Source organism: Pseudoalteromonas sp. EB27 (assembly GCF_001974875.1).
In the GTDB taxonomy this organism is placed as follows: Bacteria; Pseudomonadota; Gammaproteobacteria; order Enterobacterales; family Alteromonadaceae; genus Pseudoalteromonas.
In genome coordinates, this window is the sequence record NZ_MTQD01000006.1 from 139,668 (window position 1) to 165,935 (window position 26,268).

Here is a 26,268-nt window from a genome sequence, read left to right on the forward strand (position 1 = left end):
GGATCTATACTAGGTGCGCAATTTGGGATAGTTGTTTATTTGAAAAAATATTCAGCTCTTTTAGTATAAAAAATTGGATAAAGCATCATGAATTTGCATGAGTATCAGGCAAAACAACTTTTTGCCGAATATGGTTTACCAGTTTCTCAAGGTTTCGCTTGCGATACACCTGAAGAAGCTGCAGCAGCTGCTGAAAAAATCGGCGGTGATATGTGGGTTGTTAAAACTCAGGTTCACGCAGGTGGACGTGGTAAAGCTGGCGGTGTAAAGCTAGTTAAAACTATCGACGAAGTAAAAGCGTTTGCAGCTAACTGGTTGGGTAAAAACCTAGTTACTTACCAAACAGACGAGAAAGGCCAGCCAGTAGCTAAAATTTTAGTTGAAAGCTGTACTGACATTGCTAACGAATTGTACCTAGGTGCAGTAGTTGACCGTGCATCTCGCAAAGTAGTTTTCATGGCGTCTACTGAAGGCGGCGTTGAAATTGAAACTGTTGCAGAAGAAACACCTGAGCTTATCCACAAAGCTGAAATCGATCCACTAGTGGGTCCACAGGCTTTCCAAGCACGTGAGCTAGGCTTCAAATTGGGTCTTAACCCAGTACAAATGAAGCAGTTTGTTAAGATCTTTATGGGTCTTGGTAAAATGTTCACTGATTTTGATTTCGCACTACTTGAAATCAACCCGTTAGTAATCACAGACGAAGGTAATCTTCACTGTCTTGACGGCAAAATCGGTATCGATGGTAATGCACTTTACCGTCAACCTAAAATCCGTGAGTTCCACGATCCATCTCAAGAAGATGCACGTGAAGCACACGCAGCAAGCTTCGAACTTAACTACGTTGCTCTAGATGGCAATGTTGGTTGTATGGTTAACGGTGCAGGCCTAGCGATGGGTACTATGGACATCGTAAACCTACATGGCGGCAAACCGGCTAACTTCCTAGATGTTGGCGGCGGCGCGACTAAAGAACGTGTTTCTGAAGCATTCAAAATCATTCTTTCTGACGACAATGTTAAAGCTGTTTTAGTAAACATCTTTGGCGGTATTGTACGTTGTGACATGATTGCTGAAGGCATCATTGGTGCAGTTAAAGAAGTTGGCGTAACCGTACCAGTTGTTGTACGTTTAGAAGGTACTAATGCTGAATTAGGTCGTGAAGTTCTTAAGAACTCTGGTCTAGATATCATTGCTGCTGAATCACTAACAGACGCTGCTGAGAAAGTTGTTGCTGCTGCGGAGGGCAAATAATGTCTGTATTAATCAATAAAGATACAAAAGTTATCTGTCAAGGTTTCACTGGTGGCCAAGGTACTTTCCACTCAGAGCAAGCGCTTGAGTACGGTACACAAATGGTTGGTGGTGTTAGCCCAGGTAAAGGCGGTCAAACGCACCTTGGTCTTCCTGTATTCAACACAGTTCGTGATGCTGTTCAAGAAACTGGCGCAACAGCTTCAGTTATTTATGTACCAGCTCCTTTCTGTAAAGATGCAATCTTAGAAGCTATCGATGCTGGCATCGAGCTGATTGTTTGTATCACTGAAGGTATCCCTACACTTGATATGGTTGATGTTAAAATCAAACTAGATCAAACAGGTACTCGTATGATCGGTCCTAACTGTCCAGGTGTTATCACTCCTGGTGAGACTAAGATTGGTATCATGCCTGGTCATATCCACAAACCTGGTAAAGTAGGTATTGTTTCTCGCTCTGGTACTTTAACGTACGAAGCAGTTAAGCAAACTACTGATGCTGGTTTTGGTCAGTCTACGTGTGTTGGTATTGGTGGTGATCCAATTCCAGGTACTAACTTTATCGACGTTCTAGAAATGTTCGAAAAAGATCCACAAACTGAAGCAATCGTAATGATTGGTGAAATTGGTGGTACTGCAGAAGAAGAAGCTGCAGAGTACATCAAAGCAAACGTAACTAAACCTGTAGTATCTTACATTGCTGGTGTTACTGCACCAGAAGGTAAGCGTATGGGTCACGCTGGCGCAATCATTGCCGGTGGTAAAGGTACTGCTGATGAGAAATTTGCTGCATTAGAAGCTGCGGGCGTAAAAACTGTACGTTCACTTGCTGATATAGGTAAAGCACTTAAAGAGAAAACAGGCTGGTAATCGCTTGTTTCCTTTAAAAAGGCCCGCATATGTGGGCCTTTTTGTTATTAGCTGAAAATTTAGAACGGGTAACTGATATGTTGGAAAAAACGTACAGATAAATCTTGTCGCTGCTTATTTATGGCTAGCTCATTGCACAAAGAATGAATTGTTTTTTCCACTTGGTTCATAAATCGACCGTACCCCATTTCATGTTTATCCTGTTGCGTAGCAACCACTACAAAATGTAGGGTCTCTACTAGTTTATTTGCCTCATAAAAATACTTAATCTGATTTTCATTAGAGTCAATATCAAAACTTAATTTTTGAAGTTCTGCATTGCCTTCACTTTTATCAATTTTACTGTTTCGTATAATAGGTGTTGCGCCATTAGCAACCATAGCGCCATGATTCAGGTTGTTATTTTGACACGCACGTATAAATGAGTAGGCAAAGTAGTCATAAAATTTAGCATAGTCATTTGTGTTCATTAGTGTTTGAAATTGCGTTTTAATAGCGCGCGAAACCGGTATAGTAAAAGTCGCGTAAGTCATCTCTGCGTAATCATTGGGTATGCTGCATTGTCTTGACTGATAGCGAGGGAAAAGGCTTCTTAATTTGTAACCATAGCTTTCTTTATTGCCTTTTTCTTTAGCAAATAGGTCATATGTTAAGTGTTGATGATCGCGAAGCTTAAACTGGGATTGATTTACTAAAAGTTGTTCTTGTAGAGTGTTTAAGACTTTTTGAACTTTATTATGAAATTCTGCAGAGTTGGCTCGTAAATCATCGCCTGTAGCTAAAAATAGAATACGTATTTTTTTACTCGGTGTACCTTCAGTGTAATAAATCTTATGCGCTTCATGATAGCAGGGGTTATAAAAAAAGAGCATCTGTTTATCTGTCTCAAACTGATAAGACTCATCATTAAACCTTACAACGGGCAGTTTATCATTCGCTAATAAGTGCACATTATAAAGCTCATATTCATCGCAAGAAGCAAATAGTTGGCGCGCAATACGTTCATAGCAACAATTTATATCACTAAAGCTTTTGTAAAAATCTTGATTAGGGGTGATTTCTGCTAAAAGGTAGTGGTTTGCGCGTGCGTTAGTTGGAATATATACACGATGTTGATTAAGTGTAGCCATCTTCGAATCCTTATAAAGTAGGTTATTTTGCTACTATAATTGGCTTTGATGACTTAAATATTGCGCTAAAACAAATTTTATTCATAAACAAGAGTTAAGCTGAATTAAAGTTAAGCAATATCTAAAATAAACCTTAATCTATTGCTGTATGTTAGTGTATGTTTTTGTAATAATGCATTAGTTTTGTTATTACGTAATATTTAGAGGACTGCACTCCTATGGCGGAAACTGAGAATCGCCCAAGTAACTTTATTAGAACCCGAATTGATGAAGACTTATCAAGTGGAAAACATGCCACTACGCATACACGTTTCCCACCTGAACCAAATGGTTTTTTGCATATTGGTCATGCCAAATCAATTTGTTTAAATTTTGGCATCGCAAAAGATTACAATGGTTTATGTAACCTACGTTTCGACGATACAAACCCAGAAAAAGAAGACATTAACTACGTTAATTCTATAAAAGAAGATGTTCAGTGGTTAGGTTTCAATTGGGATGGTGATATAAAGTATTCTTCTAATTATTTTGATACTTTATATGGCTACGCTGTTGAGTTAATTGAAAAAGGTTTAGCGTACGTTTGTTTTTTAACAGCAGATCAAGCACGTGAATATCGTGGCACATTAAAAGAGCCAGGTAAAAACAGCCCATACAGAGATACTTCAGTTGAAGAAAACCTAGCGTTATTTGAAAAAATGCGTGCTGGCGAATTCAAAGAAGGCGAATGTGTCTTGCGTGCAAAAATTGATATGGCAAGCTCATTTATGGTGCTTCGCGATCCAATTATTTACCGTGTACGTTTTGCTCATCATCATCAAACAGCAGACAAATGGTGCATTTATCCAATGTATGACTTTACGCACTGTATTTCTGATGCGCTAGAGGGCATTACACATTCGTTATGTACATTAGAATTCCAAGATAACCGCCGTTTATACGATTGGGTACTTGATAACATTAGTTTAGAGTGTCACCCACAACAAATTGAGTTTTCACGCTTAAACCTTGAATACACTATTATGTCAAAGCGTAAGCTAAGCGACTTAGTGGTAAACAATTTTGTTGAGGGCTGGGATGACCCACGTATGCCTACAATTGCAGGTTTACGTCGCCGTGGTTATACACCTGGCTCAATTCGTGAGTTTTGTTTGCGTATTGGTGTAACAAAGCAAGAGAATATGGTTGAAATGGGCATGCTTGAAGCGTGTATCCGTGAAGATTTAAACGAAAATGCACCGCGTGCAATGGCCGTACTCGATCCTGTTAAAGTTGTTATTGAAAACTACGATGCAGACAAGGTTGAAGTTTTATCTGTGGCTAATCACCCAAATAAAGAAGAAATGGGTCGTCGTGATGTACCATTTACTCGTGAAATCTGTATAGAACGAGAAGACTTTAAAGAAGAAGCGAATAACAAATTCAAACGTTTAGTGCTTGATAAAGAAGTACGCTTACGTGGCGCTTATGTTATTAAAGCACAGCGTTTTGAAAAAGACGAAAACGGCGAAATCACAACTATTTTCTGTACTTACGATGCTGAAACACTTGGTAAAAATCCAAGTGACGGACGTAAAGTAAAAGGTGTTATTCACTGGGTTTCAGCACCAGAGTCTATTACGGCAGAAGTTCGTTTATACGATCGTTTGTTTAGTGTGCCAAATCCAGCAGCCGCTGATGAGTTTGAAACAACATTAAATCCTGAGTCACTGGTTGTTTTATCAAACGCTAAATTAGAGCCATCGCTTGCTAATTCACAAGCAGAGCAGGGCTTTCAGTTTGAGCGTACAGGTTATTTCTCTCGTGATTCTAAATCAGAGAACGTTGTATTTAACCAAACAGTGGGTCTTCGCGATTCATGGTCTAAAACTCAATAAGTAATATCTAAACATACCCAGTTTTTACTGGGTATGTTTATTACAAGCGTATTTTAGACACAAAAAAACCTGCACTTAGCAGGTTTTTTATTGCTTTTTAAAAGCGGTATTAGCTGTTAGCGTCGCTAAACTCTTTACACGCTGCTTTATCATTACACTCACCGTATAAATATAAAGAGTGGTTTGTAAGTGTAATACCATTTTCTTCAGAAATTTCAAGTTGACGACGTTCAATCATCTCATCTTCAAACTCTACCACTTTGCCACATTTCAAACATACTAAATGATCGTGGTGTGTGCTTCCAGAAAGTTCAAATACTGATTTGCCACCTTCAAAGTGATGACGGCTTACAATACCCGCATCATCAAATTGGTTAAGTACGCGGTATACAGTTGCAAGACCAATTTCTTCGCCTAAATCCAAAAGAATTTTGTAAACATCTTCAGCGCTGATGTGTTGGTTATCTGGAGATTGTAAAATCTCTAATATTTTAATACGCGGTAAAGTTACTTTTAAACCGGCTTTTTTAAGTTCCAAGTTATGATCAGTCATTAAATCTGTCTCAATTTTATTTGGTTATACTAGACATCTTGCAAAGATGTACACGACACATTAGCAACAAACAGGATAACGTGCCTAAGCGTTAAGTGCAAAGAACAATTGATTTATATTGCCACTAAAGCTTAAAACGCTAACTGTTTGATAATTATTTAAACAGTTAGCGATATATGCAGTAAATTAGTCAGCTAATTCACTTAAACACATTTCTTCATATACTTGAGCAGACCATGCTTTAACACGTTGTTCTGTAAGCTCTGGTTGGCGGTCTTCGTCGATACCCAAACCTACAAAATGTTTATCATCAGCCATGCCTTTAGATGCTTCAAAGTCATAGCTTTCACTCGGCCAATGACCAACCACAATAGCGCCACGCTCAGTAACGATATCGTTGATCATGCCCATAGCATCTAAAAAGTACTCAGCGTAATCTTCTTGGTCTCCACAACCAAAAATAGCGACAAGTTTACCTTCAAAGTCTACTTCTTCAAGCTCTGGAAAAAAATCATCCCAGTCACATTGTGCTTCGCCGTAGTACCAAGTAGGGATACCGAATAAGATCAAATCAAATTCAGCAATCTCTTCTTTAGAGCTTTTTGCAATATCATGAACAGCCACTAGCTTTTTACCCAATTCTTTTTGGATCATTTTTGCTACGTGTTCTGTGTTACCTGTGTCACTTCCGAAAAAAATGCCTACACTTGCCATGGATTTAAAACCTTTTATGTATCAATAGCCAATCTTTCTTGTAAAATTGTTTCAATCAGCGCACTGCGGCTAATATTTTGTGCATCTGCCATATCACTCAATGCTTGATATAACTGCGATGAAACTTTAAATTCAACACGCTTTAAACCACGTGCTTTATCTCTTTTTATTTGATTACGTTTATTTACCTTTAACTGCATATCCCGTGAAAGGGGATTGGTTTTAGGTCTGCCTGGGCGTTTTTCGTATTCAAATAAATCGAGTGTAGTTCTATCTGTTTCTGACTTCGCCATGCTTAACCTACACCTGCGCCTTGCCAAAATACTTGAATAAGCCCTTTAGCAATAAAGCCCGAACAACCTAAAAAGAGCACGCCCCAGACAATGTATTGTCCGAACTTAGGCACATTGCCACTTTTTAGTACGTCTTTAATTGCCATGCCGATGAATATGAAAATACCGGCTAAGCCAAAATACAACCCTAGGGTATCAAATTCGTTAATTAACTGACTGACCATCAACGTATAACCTTTAAATTAAACGGCGCGTACTATAGCATATAATTATTCATATATTTAGTGCGCAAAATCAAAAACACGCGATTAAAATTACTTTAAACCGCAGTTAAAAAGTCGTTTATCGCTTTATTTACAGCAAGTGGCTTTTGAGCATGAAGCCAATGGCCTGCGCCATGAATTATTTTAGCTTTAGTATTTTTAAAGCGAGCTTTAATTGCAATACGATGCTCAGGCAAAATATAGTCAGAATCATTACCTTTAATGAAAAGAGTATCGCATGAACAAGAATTATTTTCATTAACATTGGATGTGATTGTAGAATATTTTTCGTCAAGCACATTTAAGTTAAACCGCCATGCAAAATGACCTTCCTCATTTTTAGCGAGACTTTTAAGTAGAAACTGTCGCACTCCCAGTTCTTCTATATAAGGTTGCATAATTACATCAGCTTGCTTTCTATCGTCTATTGACTGCGCTGAAACCGCTTTTAATGCTTGTAATATTTTTGTGTGGCGAGCGGGGTAACTAACAGGTGCTATATCAAGTACAACAAGCTTATTTACAAGTTCAGGATGTGTAAGCGCTAATTCCATTGCCACTTTACCACCCATAGAATGCCCAACTAAATGTGCTTTATCTATGTTCAAATCTGCAAATAACTCAACAATATCTTGAGCCATTGCCGGGTAGTTCATTTCCTTGCTATGCGGTGAAAGTCCGTGGTTGCGTAAATCAACGTTAATAACATTAAAGTGTTCACTTAATGGTTTTGCGATTACATTTAGGTTTTCTAATGATCCAAAAAGCCCATGTATCAAAATAACATTAGGACCTTGCCCTTGTTGCCTGTAATTTAACTGCATACCCGCCTCCTGAAAATTTCGCCATAGTTTGCCGAGCATTGCTCTAAAAAGCAAAAAATACAGCGACTATTTATTAAGTTGGGCTTTTGGGCGTTAAATCAACAACAATTAGGTAAATATTAATATGTTTACGGGAGTGCTTGTTGTAACTCGCATTTCTGATTGGTTTGGGTATAATCACACGGGAGAAAAAAATGTGACCCGTAATGACAGGAAGAACATGAAACAAATCGACATAGACGACGAGTTATATCAATATATTGCAAGCAATACGCAAAGTATTGGTGAAAGTGCATCCACTATTTTACGTCGTTTATTAAATCTGAGCGGCGAAAAAATTCAAACCGCAAACGTAGAACTAACTCAAAATAATCAAACTGCGACTACGTCTACCGCCACATTAAAAAGCTCAGAGCCATCTGCTGCTGAGACTGCAAAAAAACAAACGCCTTTAGCTCACGCACCAGTGAAGCAAAAAAGCGATAATGTTTTTAATGTATTAAATAAAGAAGAGCTGGCAATGCAAAAGGGCGTTGTTGGACGCTTTTTGTTTATTTTAAGTGCATTTTACCGCACACATAAAACTGATTTTTCTGCGGTATTAGACATAAAAGGGCGTGACCGTGTTTACTTTGCTACTAGTAAAGAAGCTTTAGTAAACAGCGGGAGTAGTATGAACCCTAAGAACATAACCGATAGTGAATATTGGGTTATGACTAATTCTAATACAACACGTAAAAAAATGATGCTTCATGAAGTTGCTCTTTGCCTTGGATATAGTGCAGAGCAAGCTGAAAAAATTCGCGATTACCTGTAAGGAAATATAATGGCTATTCACTCAGGCGCAGGCAAAACTGCTCCACAATCGGCATTGGTTAATGTACCTAAATTAGTATCTGCGTACTACTTAAACGAACCTGATCTTGAACAAAATCCAGATCATTGTGTTGCTTTTGGTACTTCAGGGCACCGTGGTTGTTCTTACGATGTTAAATTTAACGAGTCACACATTCTAGCGATTACTCAGGCTATTTGTGATTACAGAAAACAAAATGACATATTTGGTCCGTTATTTTTAGGCAAAGACACACACGCATTGAGTGAAGCGGCATTTAACTCGGCTATTGAAGTATTAGTCGCTAACGAAGTGCAAGTGATAACGCAAGAAAACGGTGATTTTACACCAACGCCAGTTATCAGCCACGCTATAGTGAGCCACAATAAACTACACCCAAATGAATTAGCAGACGGGATTGTTGTTACGCCTTCGCATAACCCTCCTGAAGATGGTGGCTTTAAATACAATCCACCTAATGGCGGACCAGCTGATACCGACGTAACTAAGTGGATTGAAGACAGAGCTAATCAACTTTTATTAGAAGATTTAGTTGAAGTTGAGTTATTCCCATTCGCTAAAGCATCGCGTTCAGGCTTTATCCGCTACGAAGATTTAATGACTCCTTATATTGATGACTTAGCAAATATCGTTAATTTAAAAGCAATCAGCGATGCAGGTATTAAAATTGGTATTGATCCATTAGGTGGTTCAGGTATTAATTTTTGGCCAGTCATTGCAAAAAAATATAATTTAGATTTAACCGTAGTTAATGATGTTGTTGATCCACGTTTTGCTTTTATGCCACTTGATAAAGACGGCAAAATTCGTATGGATTGTTCATCACCTTATTCAATGGCAAATCTTATTGCACTAAAAGATGATTTTGATGTGTCTATTGGTAATGACCCTGACTACGATCGTCACGGTATTGTAACGCCAGATGGCTTAATGAATCCAAACCACTTTTTAGCAGTGGCAATCGATTACTTACTTAAACACCGTGATTGGAATGAAACCGTAGAAATTGGCAAAACATTGGTTTCTAGCTCTATGATCGACAAAGTCGCTGCTCGTAACAACCGTAAGGTTAAAGAAGTACCAGTAGGCTTTAAATGGTTTGTTGAAGGCTTAAGCAAAGGCAAGCTTGCCTTTGGTGGCGAAGAAAGTGCAGGTGCTGCATTCCTACGTTTTGATGGCTCTGTATGGTGTACAGATAAAGATGGCTTCATTATGGGTCTATTAGCCGCAGAGATTTTGGCTGTGACAGGTAAAACGCCATCAGTGCTTTATAAAGAATTAGAACAAGAGTTTGGTTCTCCAATTTATAAACGCCTAGATGCACCAGCCACAAGCGGTCAAAAAGCACGTTTAAAAGCATTGAGTGCTTCTGATGTTAAAGCAGATACACTTGCTGGCGAGCCTATTTTACAAAAATTGACTCATGCACCAGGTAACGATGCCGCCATTGGTGGTTTAAAAGTGGTAACTGAGAACGGCTGGTTTGCAGCGCGTCCATCAGGTACCGAAGATATTTATAAAATATACCTTGAATCATTTAAAGGTGAAGAGCATTTAGCATTACTTGAAAAAGAAGCTAAAAAGCTTGTAGATTCAGTTATAAGCTAACTTAATCTAATAATTTTAAAACGGCTGATTTATTCAGCCGTTTTCGTTTCTATACCTTGTGTATATAAAAATATATTCATAAGAGTCTACTCTCACATTATTTTTTAAGGGCTTATTATATGTCAGCCAATCCATCTTACTTAAATGAATTAAAACACACTGGCGATTTTTTAACGCTTAGTTGCAATAACGAATGGCATTTAGATGCAGGTGAGTTTGTTTTAGATAATGGAACTCGTGTAAATATACACGATACCGGTGTAATCGAGTTTCAACCTGCTGTTACAACGTCAAAAGATGTAGTTTATTCAAGCGCCGTACACGGTAACGAAACTGCGCCAATTGAAATTTGTGATGCACTTATTAAACAAATTATAAAAGGCGAGCTGATACTTAAGCAGCGCGCTTTGTTTATTTATGGTAATCCACAATCAATTAATATTGGCCTGCGTTTTGTAGAAGAAAACTTAAATAGATTATTTAATGGTAACCATACAGTTGAAGGTGTACCAATGAATAATGAGCGTACCCGTGCTGCAAAGCTTGAGCAATACGTAAGCGATTTTTATGCGCGTGGCGAGCAAGGCAGTAGCCGGTGTCACTACGACTTACACACTGCAATTAGAGGCTCTAAAAACGAAAAATTTGCTGTGTATCCATTTTTACATGGTAAGCCTTGGAAAAAGTCTCAGTTACAATTTTTATTGAGTTGTGGTGTAAATACCGTACTTATGATGAAATCTCCTGCAACAACATTTAGCTATTATTCGTCATTTGTACATGGAGCTGATTCATTTACCGTAGAGCTAGGTCAAGTTAAACCATTTGGTCAAAACGATATGGCTCGCTTTGAAAAAACAAAGCAAACCTTAACTGCATTAATTAGTCAAAATGAAGTTGAATATCCTGAATTTAATGCAAACGATTTTGAGTTATTTGCTGTCCATCGCACAATTAATAGAACACAGGACGATTTTAGTTTTCCTTTTTCTGATAATGCTGAGAACTTTACTGGCTTTGCGAAAGGTGAACTACTTGCAACCGACGGTGATAAAGCGATTTACGCTGACGTTGAAGGAGAGGCTATTATTTTCCCAAATGCGAGCGTAGCATTAGGGCAAAGAGCACTCCTTACAGTTATTCCAATGGATATTGATAGCAATTTCGTCTAATTAAACTCATCAGACCACTGATGTCTTCAAGTTAACTATATGATTACTATTAATTAAAGTAATCGTATCGTTAACTTGCCACTTATTTAACCTGTATTTGCTTTTGTTTCGTCCCAGATCTGTTGAATAACACTTTACGTTAACGTAAAGTGTTGGCAGCTTTAATTAAAGATAGTGCAGATGTTGCAAAGTTTAACCAGCAGCAATCACCCATAATAATAATTTAAAGGGGCACTGTTTTACCGACAACAAAAGAAGGTAGGTTATGAGTAATCCAAATAACGTATCGCTGAATATTAACCACGAGCTTGAATTTATTGATGGTCAAGCGCTTAATATTCCAACCCTTAGTATTTTAACTGAGGACGGCGACATTCATCCTAGTGCAACCGCACCTGATATTTCAAAACATACCGCTATTAAGTTATATGAAACAATGCGTTTTATACGTTTGTTAGATGAACGTATGCAAGGCGCGCAGCGCCAAGGCCGTGTTAGTTTTTATATGCAATGCCTAGGCGAAGAAGCCGCAGTTACAGCCTCTGCTGCTGCACTTGATCAAAACGATATGATCATGGCTCAATATCGTGAACAGGCAGCACTGCATTATCGTGGCTTTACGCTTGATCAATTTATGAACCAAATGTTTTCAAATGAATTGGATTTAGGTAAAGGTCGTCAAATGCCAATTCACTATGGTTCTAAAGCGCTAAACTACATGACGATCTCATCGCCATTGGGTACGCAAATACCACAGGCAACAGGTTATGCATATGGCCAAAAAATAAAGCACATCGACGCTAAAACAGGCGAGCTTTCCAGCACAATTGATAATGTAACCATTTGTTATTTTGGTGAAGGTGCTGCATCTGAAGGTGACTTTCATGCCGGTTTAAATATGGCCGCTGTTCACAGAGCGCCGGTTATATTTTTTGCACGTAATAACGGTTATGCCATATCTACCCCTGCTGATGAGCAGTTTAAAGGCGACGGTATTGCATCGCGTGGTGTGGGTTATGGCATTAAAACAATTCGTGTTGATGGCACAGATGCACTTGCTGTTTATGCGGCAACTAAAAAAGCACGCGAAATAGCTTCAACACAAGGTGAGCCTGTACTTATTGAATCGATTGCTTATCGTTTAGGAGCGCATTCTACGTCGGACGATCCAAGTGGTTATCGTTCTAAAGATGAAGAAGCGAATCATCAAACGTGTCCTATTGATAAATTTAGAAAATGGCTGGTCAAGCAAGACTGGTTAAACGAAGAAGACGATTTAAAAGCAAAAGAGTCGATTCGTGAAGAAATTTTAGCAGCGCTTAAACGTGCTGAAGTTGTTGCAAAGCCCGCTTTAGAAGAATTGATATCTGACGTTTACGATACACCAATTCCATTATTGCAACGCCAGTACGAGCAACTAAAAGAACATATAAAACAGCATCCAGATGCTTACCCAGTAACCGCAGGGAGAATTAAGTAATGGCTAAAATGAACATGCTCCACGCAATTAACTCTGCTCTGGATATTACGATGAATGAGCATCCTCAAGCCTGTATTTTTGGTGAAGATGTTGGTTACTTCGGTGGTGTATTTAGAGCAACATCTGGCTTGCAAGAGAAGTACGGTAAACACCGTGTTTTTAATACGCCTTTAACCGAGCAAGGTATTTTAGGTTTTGCTAATGGTTTAGCGGCTTTTGGTGCGCCTGCATTAGCAGAAATTCAATTTGCTGATTATATTTTTCCAGCGTTTGATCAAATAGTAAATGAAGCCGCTAAGTTTCGTTATCGCAGTGGTAATGAATTTAATGTCGGTAACTTAACTATTCGTACGCCCTATGGCGGTGGCATTGCCGGTGGTTTGTACCATTCACAATCACCCGAAGCGTATTTTGCGCACACACCAGGTTTGAAAGTAGTTGTACCGCGTAACCCTTATCAAGCTAAAGGATTATTACGTGCATCAATTAAAGACGATAACCCGGTCATATTTTTTGAGCCTAAGCGTTTATATCGTGCATCAATTGGCGAAGTGCCAGAAGAAGATTATAGTATTGAATTAGGCACGGCTGAAGTAGTACAAGAGGGTAGTGATATTACGCTTTTAGCGTGGGGTGCTCAAATGGAAATTATTGAAGATGCAGCAAAGCAAGCAAGCGAGCAAGGTATAAGCTGTGAAGTAATTGACCTTCGTAGTATTTTACCTTGGGATGTTGAAACGATTGCTAAATCGGTTACTAAAACCGGCCGTTTAATCGTGAGTCATGAAGCGCCTATAACCAATGGCTTTGGTGCAGAGATAGCAGCAACAATACAACAAGAGTGTTTCTTGCATTTAGAGTCGCCAATTTTACGTGTATGTGGTCTAGATACCCCATACCCGCTAGCACTTGAAAAAGAATACGTACCGGATGCACTAAAAGTGTTGGCTGCAATTAAACAATCAATGGATTTTTAGGGGTTACCATGGCTAAAGATTTTATATTACCCGATATTGGTGAAGGCATTGTTGAATGCGAAGTAGTTGAATGGCTAGTACAAGAAGGCGATACCGTATCTGAGGATCAACCAATCTGCGATGTTATGACAGACAAAGCATTAGTACAAATTCCGGCAGTGCATGATGGCGTAATTTCAAAGTTATATTATCTAAAAGGTGAGATTGCTAAAGTACATGCCCCTTTATTCGCTATGGATGTAGCCGGTGAAAGCATTAGCAATGAAGTAGTACAAGAGCCAGTACAAGCTGAAAATAAAACTAATGGTGCAGCTGATGTGGTTGAGGATTTTATATTACCGGATATTGGTGAAGGTATTGTTGAGTGTGAGATTGTTGATTGGTTAGTTGCTGAAGGCGACGAAATAGAAGAAGACCAAGCGGTTTGTGACGTAATGACCGACAAAGCATTAGTACAAATTCCGGCAAAATATACAGGCACTGTACAAAAGTTATATTATCAAAAAGGCGAAATAGCCAAAGTACATAGCCCGTTGTTTCAAATGACAATTGCAGGCAGTGCACCAAAACCAAATGTTGATATAAACCAAGCGGTCGTAAAGGCTCAAACTAATGCCGTCGCTGAAAAAGTTTCCCCTGTTAAAACGCAGCAAGCTGCTAAAATTATCAATCAAAAAGCGGTTGCATCGCCTGCGGTTCGTCGTAAAGCACGTGAACTAGATGTTGATTTAACCTGTGTACCAGGTAGTGGTAAAAATGGACGTATTTACAAGCAAGATATTGAAGAGTTTGTAAAAGGTGAAGTGCCAAATACTATTGATACTTCACCGCTTGATAGCGATGCTTCTCAAAGTGCAGTACAAAACCAAACGCAGAATCAAAGCGGTGGCGTAAGAGTCGAGCAAATTAAAGGCATTAAAGCGGCCATGGCCAAGCAAATGGTAGCGTCGGTTTCAACTATTCCGCACTTTACGTTTAGTGATGAAATAGACTTAACGCAGCTTATAGCTTTGCGTAGTTCTTTAAAAGAGCAGTACAAAGCACAAGGCGTAAAGCTCACTATGATGCCATTTTTTGTAAAAGCATTGTCGCTAGCAATGAAAGAGTACCCTGTACTTAATTCAAAAGTGAACGATGAATGCTCAGAGCTTACCTATTATAACGATCATAATATTGGTATTGCGGTTGATTCTAAAATTGGCTTGTTAGTGCCTAATATTAAATCGTGCCAGAGTAAGAGCATTGTTGATGTGGCAAATGATTTAACCAGGTTAACTCATTCAGCGCGAGAAGGGCGTGTTGCACCGGATGATTTAAAAGGTGGGACGATTAGCATCTCTAACATTGGTGCGATTGGCGGCACTATTGCGACCCCTATAATTAATAAACCAGAAGTGGCAATTGTTGCGCTTGGTAAATTACAGTATTTACCGCGTTTTGACGAAAGTGGGCAAGTTGTAAGTAAAGCTATTATGCAAGTGAGTTGGTCTGGGGATCATCGTGTTATTGATGGGGGCACTATTGCTCGTTTTAATAATTTATGGAAATCGTACTTAGAAAATCCATCAGCAATGATGATGGCTATGAGTTAATAGCTAAATTGTTAATATGTAATAAAAACCAGCTTTTAGCTGGTTTTTTGTTTTAATTTGAGCTGTTTTTAATTAAGATACAAATGTTACTAAAAAGTAATTAGATTAACCCCGTTAGGGAATATAAAAAATAACACTAAGGAAATTTCATGGAACATTATATGAACGCGTTGCGTAGCTACGCAGATTTTTCAGGCCGTAATCGTCGTAAAGCATATTGGATGTTTATATTATTTAACTTCATTTTTTCAGTAGTTTGTAATGCGATTGATGGTGTACTAGGAACAATGTTCATTGGCTCTATTTATAGCTTAGCGCTATTAATTCCTGGCTTAAGTGCGGGTGCACGTCGTCTTCATGACACAGGCCGTTCAGGCTGGTGGCAGTTACTTTGGTTAGTACCAATCATCGGTTGGATTGTTTTAATTGTTTTTCTTGCGCAAGATTCGCACGAAGGCGAGAACGATTTTGGTCCAAATCCAAAAGAATTAGCAGCAGAACCAACTACTGTATAAGTAAGCATAACTTAACATGTTAAAAGCTCAGCAATTGCTGAGCTTTTTTGTGTTTTTAAATCTCATTTTTTAAATTTCAGCAAAAAAATACAACCCATAACCAACTATTAATGCGGGAATAGACGTATAAAGTGTAGCTATAACTGCAGCTTTGGGCGCCATTGCTATTGCTGGGAATAACGCATCACCATCGTTAGAAATTGCGTTTCCTGCTAAAGCACTAAAGGGAATAATGCCTTGAATATAAAGCGTTGTAACAATTATTTGCGGGCCACAGCCGGGTAAAAATCCAATTAGCACTGCAATTAATGGGGCCAAATAGGCGTAATGTACAAACCACGTTTTTAAATCAAGTCCGGCAATGTTAACCAAAATCTCAAATAGCATAAAAGAGGCTACAACCCATGCCGTAACAAAATGGGTATCTTGTAATACTTTTATTATTTTAGAAGGAGGGTGACAGGCATCGTCTTCTGACGTTACCTCTTGATAGCTTTCACCTCTTGACGAAAGTGCCCAAATACTAACAATAAATAAAGCCATTAATGCACCAAATAGCGTAACTAAAGTGCTTGTGCTTGCGCCAAACTGTGTAAAATTAACATTAAAGGCAATCAAAAAGGCAATTATAAGGCTTGGGATAATTGCTACCACCCAAATCGGTTTACTGATTTTAATAATGTTAGTTGAGAGTATTTTAATTTGGCGCTTTTGTTCTTGCGCTGTTGGGCGTAAAAAATCTTTTTTGTGTATTGTATTAACCAGTAAACCACTGAATGTACCCACAACTAACCCTATGCCCATAATTAACAAGCCTTCAGTAGGTCGGGTAGCAAGTAATAAAAACGCTGCATCGCCCATTGTAGCTGTTAGCACAGCAACAATAGCACCAAAGCTTGCTTGGCCTTTTGTAAATTGAGTAACCACAATAATAGCCCCACCACAGCCAGGTAATGCACCTAAAACCGCTGCAAAGCTAATTTCTAAAATAGGGGACTTGGCACTTAAATAACTAAGCTCTAATTGAGGTAAGTGTTCTATAGCGTAGTAATAAATTAACAGGGTAGCAGCAACAAACACACTTACTTGAAAAAATGCATCACTGAGTGCGGTCATTGTTATTTCGCGTAATTGCGGTATTGCAAGGCAAGTTAAAATAAATAAAGGCAGCAGTAAGCGTTTATTTTGGCTCAAAAATCGTTTTGAGGCAGGAGTAATAAAACCAATGTGAGGAAGTGAAATCATACAATGCGACCTAATAAATTAACTAGGTCACACTGTATATTTTAATTAAATGATAATCAATATCATTAGCATCTATTTAAATCGATTACTCTGTTTGAGTTTTTCGATAGCTAAATCTAAGTTAGTTTAAACTTAAATTTTAGGCTGTGATTAAATAGAACTACTTACGCTGAAATTCAGAGTTTGTATTCCACGTTGGCCACTGTTCTGTTTCAGAAATATCAAAACCTACCTTATAAAATAATTGTAAGTCTTGAACAGCACCCGATAAATCCCATTCATCACGGTAACGGTCACATGGTTGATGGTAACAACCGCGAAGTACTAAGCTCATACGTTTACGGTAATTAGCCGTTTCTTCATCAGCAGCGACGGTGCCGCCACCTGCGTACATAGCCGGAATACCCATGTTAGCGAATGCAAAGTGATCAGAGCGGTAATAGCCACCAGATGACGGTTTAGGATCGCCTGATATTGTTCTGCCTTGCTCTTTAGCTGCAGTTTCTAAAAACTCATCCATTTGTGATTTACCTATACCAACCACATTCATGTCTTTTACTTTGCCTAATAAATTTAAGCTATCCATGTTTATGTTAGCGACTGTTTTATCCGCTGCAATTACTGGATTTGCCGCATAGTATTTAGAACCTAATAAGCCTTGCTCTTCAGCAGTTACCGCTAAAAATGTCATTGAGCGGCTAGGGTGCTTAGGTAGTTTAGTAAAGGCTTCAGCTACTTCAATTAGCCCAGCGGTACCCGTTGCATTGTCGTGAGCACCGTTATAAATTTGATCGCCTTTACGTGTTTTATCTGTACCTAAGTGATCCCAGTGAGCCGAGTAAATAACATGCTCGTCTGGTTTTTCACTACCAGGTAAAGTGGCGATAAAGTTATACGACACCGATTTTTTAATCGTGTTTTTAACATTAACAGAAGCAGTTAAATCGCCCATATCAACATGGTAAGCACCTTTAGCAGCATTTGTTTTAACGGTATCAAAATCTAAACCTGCTTTAGTAAAGAGCTCTTTTGCTACGTCAGTTGTAACCCAGCCTTCAACGGCTACACGGTCCATGTTGTTGTTTTCTTTTTGAAAACCAAATTGCTCGCCGCTCCACGAGTTTTCAACAACCGACCACGGGTAAGAAGCAGGTGCTGTTTCATGAATAATAATTGCACCAGCGGCACCTTGTCGACTCGCTTCTTCGTATTTGTATGTCCAACGACCATAATAGGTCATCGCGTCGCCAGTAAATAAAGTAGGGTCTTTTGTTGCAAAACCTGGATCGTTAACCAGCATTACAACCGTTTTGCCTTTAACGTCTAATCCTTCGTAATCATTCCAATTGTATTCAGGTGCGTTAACGCCGTAGCCCACAAATACAAGTTCAGAATTTTCTATGCCTTCTTGTGCGCTTATGCGGCTGCTACCCATAACCATGTCTTTTTTGTATTGATAGTCTTTACCACCAATACTTAATACCATGTTTGCATCAGCCTCAAGCGACACAAGTGGAACTTCTTGTAAGTAGCTGTCGCCATTACCTGGCTCTAAACCTAGGGCTTTAAACTGCGCAGTTAAATAATCAAGCGTTAGCTTTTCGCCAGGTGATGAAGGAGCACGACCACCAAATTCGTCTGATGCGAGTACTTTTACATGTTTAGCCAATTCATCAGCTTGAATACTGTTATAACCATTTGTTACATCAGTAGGTGTAATACTTGTTGTTGCGCAACCTGCTAAAACAGCAGTAGCGAGTAGTGTGAGAGAGAAATAATGTTTCATGTCAGCTCTTTTTTTGTTTTAAGTTATGATTAGTATATTAACTTCTATTAAGTAGAACCAGTTTTTGCGGTAAACTTCTCGTAAATTATAGGCATAAATTGTTAAAGGTTTAAATGAAGCGTTTTACTCCCCCCGAGCAGTGGCAAATTAGTAGTTTAGAAACCGGTACATTTTCGCACTTACGTGAGCTATTTAAAGTTAACGAACTAACTGATTGGCCGGCTCCACAGTGGTTTTCTCCATTTTTAACCGCTATTAATGCGAATAATATTCCTATTACTTTTGAAGATGATGCAAAGGTAGATTTTGGCGATCGTTATTACGAACAAGTTATTTTTGAAACGGGTGTTGTACCTACGCGCAGTGAGAATTGGCATGACTTGTTTGGTGGCTTTATTTGGTGTTTATTTCCTAAAACGAAAGCGCTTATTAACCAGCGTCATGTGCAAGATATAGCTGAACATGGTTTGCAAAAGCGTACCAAACATCGTAATGCATTAACGCTCTTTGACGAATGTGGTGTGGTATTGGCAATAAGCGATACTAAATGGCAAGAATTGCTTCGCGATCACCAATGGAAAAAAGCATTTGTTGAGCATAAAAGTGAATGGGGAAAAAGCATTAAAGCGTTTATGTTTGGCCATGCTAATTATGAAATGCTCACCAAGCCTTATATAGGTTTAACGGGTAAAGCATTGTTTGTTTGTGTACCAGATGAAACATTTTGTAAAGATTTAGTTACTCAATATCAGTACCTAGACCAAGCCCTTTATGAGATGATTAAAATAGATAACTGCTTAGCCGATAACAAACAGCTTTCGCCACTGCCATTATTAGGCGTGCCTGGTTGGCATGATGAAAACAAAGACGACTCTTTTTATAACAATACAGATTATTTTAGAGCGAAACGAAGGATACGAACATGATAGAAGTTGCTGGGCTTAAAAAGAAATTTAAGCTAACTAAAGATCACAAAAAAAATAAAATAGACGACATCGATCCTCGTGAAGATAAAGACTATTTTCATTCAGTACGAGACGTAAGCTTTAGCTGCGCGAAGGGTGAGGTACTTGGATTACTAGGACCCAATGGCGCAGGTAAAACAACAACACTTAGAATGATATCAACCGCATTAAAGCCCGATGAAGGTTCAATAACAATTGCTGGAAACGACACTGTGAAAAAACCGTTATTAGGGCGTAAGTCTATCGGTTTTTTATCGGGTTCAACCGGTTTGTATGGTCGCTTAACTGTAAAAGAAAACATAGAGTATTTTGCAAAGCTTCACGGTATGAGCAAAAGCGATATTGCATCGCGTTGTGATGAGCTATTCACATTGCTTGATATGCATAAGTTTGTAGATAAACGCGCTGAAAATCTATCAACTGGTATGAAACAAAAGGCGAATATCGCTCGTGCTGTTGTACATCGCCCAGCAGTAGTGGTGCTCGATGAGCCAACAACCGGGCTCGATATAATGACCACGCAAACCGTTATTCAATTTATTAAGGGTTTAAAGGCACAAGGTACTCCTGTTATTTTTTCTACCCATCATTTAGATGAAGTTGCACTCTTATGTGACCGAGTCGCTGTAATTAACGAAGGTATTAGCTGCTTTGACGGAACAGTAGATGAATTTAAACAAGCAGGTAATAGTGATGAGCTTAATCAAGCGTTTATGAACATATTAACGGAGAAACATGATGTTTGAGGTATTTAAAAAGGAATTAAGAGAGTTATTACGCGACAAAAAAACGCTATTATTTGTTGTTGCGCTCCCTGTAGCAATTTTTCCGTTATTGTTTGCTGTAATGGCATTTATAAGCTCACAAGCAGCGATGGATGCAGAACAAAAAGTAAATACGTATGCCATTATTAATGGTGAATACGCACAAGAGTTTACTGATAAAGTGTTTTATCACAAAAGTTTTGAGCTTTATAAAGGCACTAAAACCTTTAATAACATTGAAGAGCTTAAAGCTGGCGTTATAGCTGGCGATATCGATATGGGTATTTATTTACCAAGCCATGCTGAGCAAACATTAGATGATGGAAAACAAAGCCAGTGGCAGGTTGTATTTAACGACTCAAAATCTATCAATTTTTTATTCGAACGCGTTAAAGAGCTCGCAAAAGAATACAGTGACGTGCTGCAAACTCAAAAGCTAATCAGTTTTGGTATTGAAGAGTCTGTTCAAAAATCCATTCTTAATCCAATTGAAGTTATTAAAGTAGATACAGCCGATAAACGTGAAAACCTTGGCGAAAAAATTGGCGGGTTTTTACCTTACTTACTTATACCATTAGTACTAATGGGGGCTACTTACCCAGCTATTGATTTAGGCGCTGGCGAAAAAGAACGCGGCACGCTAGAAACACTCCTACTTACACCTATTACGCGCACAGAGCTAGTGCTTGGTAAATTTATAACTTTGTTAACTACATCCATTGCCTCCACAACCATAACTGTCTTAAGCATGGGCTGTTGGATAGCACTGGCGTTAGCATTTGCTGATCTTGATTTTATTAAAGCCGCGTTTAGTACATTAGCGGTTACCGATTTACTGATGATATTTGTACTGCTACTACCTGTGGCTGCTATATTCTCAGCCTTAGCTTTAGCTATATCTATTTATGCGCGTACGTTTAAAGAAGCGCAAAACTACATGGCTCCGCTTAGCATGGGTGTATTTTTCCCTATTATTATTTCAATAATGCCAAATATGGAGCTTACTGCTAAAACAGCATTCATTCCTGTTACAAACGTGGCTTTAGCGATTAAAGAAATAGTAAAAGGGACTGTTGATTACACATTTGTGGGCTTAATATTTTTAGCTACTGCAATCATTGCGGCTGGGCTACTGGCATTTTGCGTTAAATGGTTTAACAGAGAAGATGTACTATTTAGATAATATAGATTTAGCACTCTAAAAATATATAAAAGGTAGCATTGGCTACCTTTTATATTTTAAAGGGATGATTGGTTGAAACAACTATTTTATAGTCTGTGTAAGTCGATATGAGTACTCTCATTCATTTATAATTCATATAGAGGGTGAGCTTTAAATAAAACTAATGATTTAGTCTTTTTATTATAAAAATTATAGCGATAACTGATTAGTTAGATGGTCCAATTCTTTCGTTAATGCTCTATACTAATAACAATAAAAATTTATGGTGAAGGTAAATGCTAAAAAGAAATATTTTGTTGAATGTAACAAAAAATAATAAATTAATGCTCGTTGCAACAATAATATTTGTTCTTATAGCTTTGCCTTCTCTATATATGTTCGATCAAAAAGTAAGAAGTGACGTTTACCATTCAGCTCAAATAGAATTAAAACGTGAGCTTGAAACAAAAAGCCTTTCACTAAAAAACCACCTCAAAGATAGTGTTACCGCTATTCGCTTTTTAGACGCTACCCCCCCTATTAAAGGTATTACTCGCGCCACTGAAAACAAGAAAATTGATCCCTTGTTAGGCACGCACATTGACGTTTGGGAAGAACGCTTAGCGAGCATTTTTAGTGGTTTTATGCGCACAGATGACAGCATACTTCAGGCTCGCTATATTATTCTCGCAGATGGTGGACAAGAAGTTGTCAGGGTTGATCGAAACCAGCTAGGGGAAATTAATCGACTGCAAGGCCTGCAATTACAAAAAAAAGGTCAACGCGATTACATGATAAAAGCGAGCATGCTCGATAATAAAAGTGTTTATATTTCTCCTATTAACTACAACCGTGAAAATGGGCAGATACAAGAACCCTACATAAGTACTTTTCGTGTAGCTAAGCCTGTTTTTGATGAAAAAAATAAGATATTTGCAATATTAGTCACTAACTACTTTGCTGATAAATTAATAAAAAGTTTAACGGTTGAATCGCCAGATGGAACACACATTTACCTCATGAATAATGAAGGTGAATTTCTATATCATCCAAACTCTCAACTGCGCTTCGGATTTGAATTTAATAAAGCTAAAACGTGGACTGAAGAATTTTCCGCTGCAACCACAATGCTAGAGCAAGGTACTTTACCGCTAAGTAATTACCCAATTGCTTATACATTAAAAAAACGTATTTCGCTTGAGGGTGATATTGCGATGTTACCTTTAGAGCTTGGTGTGAGTGTTAATACTAAAACGTTGTTAGCAAAAGTTAGTGAAAGGCGTCAAAACTTTATTGTTATGCTACTCATGTTTTTTGGAGTATTTTTAATTATCGCCTTTTTATACCAACGTTTCATCAACCGTAAATTGTTAATTAACTCATTAAAAGAGCAAAACAATAAAGTAATTGAAAACTCACTGGATGCTATTTTTACAATTGAGCAAACTGGCGAAATAGTTCACTTTAACAGCACGGCTAAAGAGGTTTTTGGTACTTCAATTACAGGTGTTAGTCCTGACTTTGTCTCTTTATTTAACTTAAATGAAGTCGATAACAACTGTATAGAAGAGACAATTTCAAACGGGTCAAAAATGCCGTTTGAAGCTATCTACACAGATGGTTATGGCAATAAACAATACTTTTCAATTACGCTCAGCAGTATTTTTGATGTATACAATAACCGTTATCAAGTAGCGGCTATTTTAAGAAATATTAGCTCGTTAAAAAACACTCAATCAGAGCTTGAAGGTTTGAACAGTACTTTGGAGCTAAAAGTATCACAAAGGACTGTTGAGCTAGAGCGCGCAATTGATCAAGCATTAGCAGCAAGCCAAGCAAAAAGTGATTTTGTAGCAAATATATCTCACGAAATCCGTACACCAATGAATGGCGTTTTGGGTATGCTTGAAATGCTCAAAGAAGATGGCTTAAGTGAACAACAATATCATTACCTAAAACTAGCCAACAGCAGTGCTAACTCACTGATGAACTTGATTAACGATATTCTCGATTTTTCGAAAATAGAAGCGGGTAAGCTTGATATTGATAATCATACATTTGATGTTGTTACAGTATGTAGCGATATGATTAGCTCTTTAGCGTTACAAGGCCAGCGCAAAGGTCTTGAAGTATTTTTAGATACTAAAGATGTAGTAGACAGAATGGTTATTGGCGACAGCCATCGCCTTAAACAAATTTTAATTAACTTAGTTAATAATGCTTTTAAATTCACTCACCGAGGTGAAGTAAGTCTAACAATTGGTTCTAAGTATATTACCGACTCAAAGTTATTAATGAGCTTTACAATAAAAGACACTGGTATTGGTATAGCACCAGAGAACATAGACAAACTATTTGAAGTGTTTACACAAGAAGACTCAAGCACAACCCGCCACTTTGGTGGTACAGGCTTAGGTTTATCTATATGTAAAAAGCTCGCTCAGTTAATGGGTGGTAATATCACTGTTATAAGTGAAAAGGGCGTTGGTAGTACATTTACAGCAACGGTTGAGCTACACGTCGCACAAGAGAAAAAACTAAACACAGGTATTGAACTTGCTACTAGCATTAGCGTAGCTGCATTAATAGCGCGCGATAATGTCTATCAAAATGTGTGCGATTTATTGCTATTAACTTGTAAAGTAAATGCAGAAAACATTATAAGACTCGACTACTTTAGTGAGCATAAAGAGTTTGAGGCTGACTTATTATTGATTGATGATGAGCACCCTCAAATTGATGCCCTTATTAATTACTGTAAACAGTTTAATAAAAAGTATGTTTTAATTTTACGCGACATGGTGACCGATAAACCAACTAAAATGGTGTTACCTGAAGGTAGCCATATTTTAAATAAACCGCTTACCCAAGATCAATTCAGCTATAAATTAGCAAGCTTATTTGGTGCTAGTAATGACTGTATTATAGCGCCACCCAAAGGCTTAACAGAAGAACAAGTAGATCCTGACCTTTCTGCTTATCATATATTATTAGTAGACGATAATATGATAAACATTGAAGTAGCTAAGGCGATTTTAAAACGAACTAAAGTAAAAATCACCTGTGCATCAGATGGCGTAGAAGCATTAGAAGCATTGAGAGAAAACACAGAACAATCCTTTGATGTAATTTTAATGGACTGCCAAATGCCTAATCTAAATGGGTACGATACAACAAGTGAAATCAGAAATAGTAAAGCCGGAGTCGATTACACACACATTCCTATTATTGCGATGACAGCAAGCGCGATGGAAGGTGATAGAGAGCGTTGTTTAACTGCAGGCATGAACGACTATATTACTAAACCAATCAAGCCAAGAACGCTAAAAGATAAGTTAATCACCTGGCTAAGTTAATAGTTATTAATTGAGAATCAGCTGCTTATGCAGCTGATTTTTTTGGTTTAGCATCCGTTGATATATTTAACTTTGTTATGTCGGCGCTATCGAGTACGGATTGTGTGTCTGACCAATGTAGTAATTCAATTTTTCCATCTTGCTGCTCTACCAGCGCTGTACAGCTCTCAATCCAATCTCCATCGTTACAATACATAATTCCGTCATCTACTTTTATTTTGGGATGATGAATGTGTCCACAAATAATACCGTCTACGTTTTGCTTTTTAGCTTCATGAATTGCGGCATCTTCGAAGGCTTTAATTGCTTCACGGGCTTTGTGTACGCGAGCTTTTATCCATGATGCAAGCGAGTAGTAATTACCACCAAATAGCTTTCGAATACGATTGGTCCAGCGGTTTAAAAATAATAAAAAGTCGTATCCTGCATCGCCCGCGATACTAATAAGTTTGTTATAGCGTGTCGCGGAATCAAAATCATCACCGTGTACGAGTAAAAAACGTTTATTAGCTTTAGTGGTGTGAATAAACTGCTGGTGGATTTCAATACCAAATAACGTTTGATTTATATAGTTCCTAAACGTTTCGTCATGATTACCGGGTATATAAATGATGCGTGTACCATTAACTGCTTTTTGTTGTATACAGCTCAATACTTGATAATGCGAAGGGTGCCAATAAAACTGTCTTTTCATCGACCATAAATCAATAATATCACCCACTAAATAAAGTGTGTCGGATTCTACCGAGTTTAAAAAATCGAGCAAATAATCGGCTTTACAGTCTTTGTAACCTAAATGAACATCTGATATCCAAATAGTAGGGTAGTGTTGTTTCTTACGCTGTTGATTGTTTGTCATGCCCGTTATCCATAGTGTAATAATTAACACTGTAGATAAACCCAATGACACTTATGAGACACTTTAGCGAAGCCTCTATGACAATTTATACAAAGTCATGCAATTAAAATACTTATATAGAGCTAGGGCGTGTTGACCTTTCGTGATTGAT

General features: G+C 38.1%; 23 protein-coding genes. 14 read left to right on the plus strand and 9 right to left on the minus strand.

Features of this window, described 5'->3' with window-relative positions; all coding sequences use genetic code 11:
* The first annotated feature begins 87 nt into the window (after positions 1–87).
* A complete protein-coding gene (sucC, locus tag BW142_RS08635; RefSeq protein WP_024599574.1) occupies positions 88–1,254 on the plus strand; it encodes an ADP-forming succinate--CoA ligase subunit beta in 1,167 nt (388 codons plus the stop codon).
* Positions 1,254–2,126: a succinate--CoA ligase subunit alpha gene (gene sucD, locus BW142_RS08640; protein ID WP_024599573.1), complete on the plus strand. Its 873-nt coding sequence runs from the start codon at positions 1,254–1,256 to the stop codon at positions 2,124–2,126. Before sucC ends, sucD begins: the two co-directional genes overlap by 1 nt.
* Before the next feature lie 59 nt (positions 2,127–2,185).
* On the opposite strand, the gene BW142_RS08645 is transcribed toward sucD, so the two are convergent.
* A complete protein-coding gene (locus BW142_RS08645) occupies positions 2,186–3,256 on the minus strand; it encodes a DUF3083 family protein (RefSeq protein WP_076924592.1) in 1,071 nt (356 codons plus the stop codon).
* Positions 3,257–3,474: 218 nt separating this feature from the next.
* On the opposite strand from BW142_RS08645, the gene glnS reads away from it, so the two are divergent.
* Positions 3,475–5,133, plus strand: a complete 1,659-nt coding sequence (glnS, locus tag BW142_RS08650) for a glutamine--tRNA ligase (protein WP_076924593.1) — start codon at positions 3,475–3,477, stop codon at positions 5,131–5,133.
* A gap of 109 nt (positions 5,134–5,242) precedes the next feature.
* Here glnS and fur read toward each other — a convergent pair whose 3' ends face one another.
* From fur to BW142_RS08675, 5 genes are all read right to left on the minus strand, one after another.
* The gene (gene fur / locus BW142_RS08655) at positions 5,243–5,686 is read right to left on the minus strand and encodes a ferric iron uptake transcriptional regulator (RefSeq protein WP_007586857.1); all 444 of its coding nucleotides are present in this window, start codon (positions 5,684–5,686) and stop codon (positions 5,243–5,245) included.
* Between the two features lie 186 nt (positions 5,687–5,872).
* Positions 5,873–6,400 (minus strand): flavodoxin FldA, encoded by a 528-nt coding sequence (fldA, locus tag BW142_RS08660; protein WP_007586856.1) that lies wholly within the window; start codon positions 6,398–6,400, stop codon positions 5,873–5,875.
* Between the two features lie 14 nt (positions 6,401–6,414).
* Positions 6,415–6,693, minus strand: a complete 279-nt coding sequence (gene ybfE, locus BW142_RS08665) for a LexA regulated protein (RefSeq protein WP_002962928.1) — start codon at positions 6,691–6,693, stop codon at positions 6,415–6,417.
* A 2-nt stretch (positions 6,694–6,695) separates the two neighbouring features.
* Positions 6,696–6,917, minus strand: coding sequence for a DUF2788 domain-containing protein (locus tag BW142_RS08670; RefSeq protein WP_002962930.1), 222 nt, complete (start codon positions 6,915–6,917; stop codon positions 6,696–6,698).
* Between the two features lie 95 nt (positions 6,918–7,012).
* On the minus strand, positions 7,013–7,780 hold the full coding sequence (locus BW142_RS08675) for an alpha/beta fold hydrolase (RefSeq protein WP_076924594.1): 768 nt from the start codon (positions 7,778–7,780) through the stop codon (positions 7,013–7,015).
* Between the two features lie 220 nt (positions 7,781–8,000).
* Here BW142_RS08675 and seqA point away from each other — a divergent pair, with 220 nt between their 5' ends.
* From seqA to BW142_RS08710, 7 genes are all read left to right on the plus strand, one after another.
* Complete coding sequence (gene seqA, locus BW142_RS08680; protein WP_076924595.1) at positions 8,001–8,597, plus strand: replication initiation negative regulator SeqA; 597 nt, start codon at positions 8,001–8,003, stop codon at positions 8,595–8,597.
* A 9-nt stretch (positions 8,598–8,606) separates the two neighbouring features.
* Positions 8,607–10,244 (plus strand): phosphoglucomutase (alpha-D-glucose-1,6-bisphosphate-dependent), encoded by a 1,638-nt coding sequence (gene pgm / locus BW142_RS08685; protein ID WP_024599567.1) that lies wholly within the window; start codon positions 8,607–8,609, stop codon positions 10,242–10,244.
* A gap of 119 nt (positions 10,245–10,363) precedes the next feature.
* Complete coding sequence (gene astE / locus BW142_RS08690) at positions 10,364–11,416, plus strand: succinylglutamate desuccinylase (RefSeq protein WP_076924596.1); 1,053 nt, start codon at positions 10,364–10,366, stop codon at positions 11,414–11,416.
* Between the two features lie 265 nt (positions 11,417–11,681).
* Positions 11,682–12,896: a thiamine pyrophosphate-dependent dehydrogenase E1 component subunit alpha gene (locus BW142_RS08695; RefSeq protein WP_076924597.1), complete on the plus strand. Its 1,215-nt coding sequence runs from the start codon at positions 11,682–11,684 to the stop codon at positions 12,894–12,896.
* Positions 12,896–13,873, plus strand: coding sequence for an alpha-ketoacid dehydrogenase subunit beta (locus BW142_RS08700; protein WP_024599564.1), 978 nt, complete (start codon positions 12,896–12,898; stop codon positions 13,871–13,873). Before BW142_RS08695 ends, BW142_RS08700 begins: the two co-directional genes overlap by 1 nt.
* Positions 13,874–13,881: 8 nt before the next feature.
* A complete protein-coding gene (locus BW142_RS08705; protein ID WP_076924598.1) occupies positions 13,882–15,465 on the plus strand; it encodes a dihydrolipoyllysine-residue acetyltransferase in 1,584 nt (527 codons plus the stop codon).
* 149 nt (positions 15,466–15,614) lie between these two features.
* A complete protein-coding gene (locus BW142_RS08710) occupies positions 15,615–15,980 on the plus strand; it encodes a DUF805 domain-containing protein (protein WP_010552684.1) in 366 nt (121 codons plus the stop codon).
* A 69-nt stretch (positions 15,981–16,049) separates the two neighbouring features.
* On the opposite strand, the gene BW142_RS08715 is transcribed toward BW142_RS08710, so the two are convergent.
* Together BW142_RS08715 and BW142_RS08720 are read right to left on the minus strand one after the other, a co-directional pair.
* Complete coding sequence (locus BW142_RS08715; protein WP_076924599.1) at positions 16,050–17,225, minus strand: putative manganese transporter; 1,176 nt, start codon at positions 17,223–17,225, stop codon at positions 16,050–16,052.
* A gap of 160 nt (positions 17,226–17,385) precedes the next feature.
* Positions 17,386–19,011 (minus strand): M28 family metallopeptidase, encoded by a 1,626-nt coding sequence (locus tag BW142_RS08720; protein WP_076924600.1) that lies wholly within the window; start codon positions 19,009–19,011, stop codon positions 17,386–17,388.
* A gap of 113 nt (positions 19,012–19,124) precedes the next feature.
* Between BW142_RS08720 and BW142_RS08725 the strand changes: the two genes are divergently transcribed.
* The 4 genes from BW142_RS08725 to BW142_RS08740 all read left to right on the plus strand — a co-directional run bounded on the left by BW142_RS08725 (position 19,125) and on the right by BW142_RS08740 (position 25,258).
* The gene (locus tag BW142_RS08725) at positions 19,125–19,937 is read left to right on the plus strand and encodes a DUF3025 domain-containing protein (RefSeq protein ID WP_076924601.1); all 813 of its coding nucleotides are present in this window, start codon (positions 19,125–19,127) and stop codon (positions 19,935–19,937) included.
* On the plus strand, positions 19,934–20,722 hold the full coding sequence (locus BW142_RS08730; RefSeq protein WP_076924602.1) for an ATP-binding cassette domain-containing protein: 789 nt from the start codon (positions 19,934–19,936) through the stop codon (positions 20,720–20,722). Before BW142_RS08725 ends, BW142_RS08730 begins: the two co-directional genes overlap by 4 nt.
* Entirely contained in the window at positions 20,715–21,923 is a 1,209-nt protein-coding gene (locus BW142_RS08735) for an ABC transporter permease (protein ID WP_076924603.1), read from the plus strand. The genes BW142_RS08730 and BW142_RS08735 overlap by 8 nt, the downstream gene beginning before the upstream one ends.
* Positions 21,924–22,198: 275 nt before the next feature.
* Positions 22,199–25,258: an ATP-binding protein gene (locus tag BW142_RS08740; protein ID WP_171972319.1), complete on the plus strand. Its 3,060-nt coding sequence runs from the start codon at positions 22,199–22,201 to the stop codon at positions 25,256–25,258.
* A 25-nt stretch (positions 25,259–25,283) separates the two neighbouring features.
* On the opposite strand, the gene BW142_RS08745 is transcribed toward BW142_RS08740, so the two are convergent.
* Entirely contained in the window at positions 25,284–26,117 is an 834-nt protein-coding gene (locus tag BW142_RS08745) for a UDP-2,3-diacylglucosamine diphosphatase (RefSeq protein WP_076924604.1), read from the minus strand.
* Positions 26,118–26,268 lie beyond the last annotated feature (151 nt).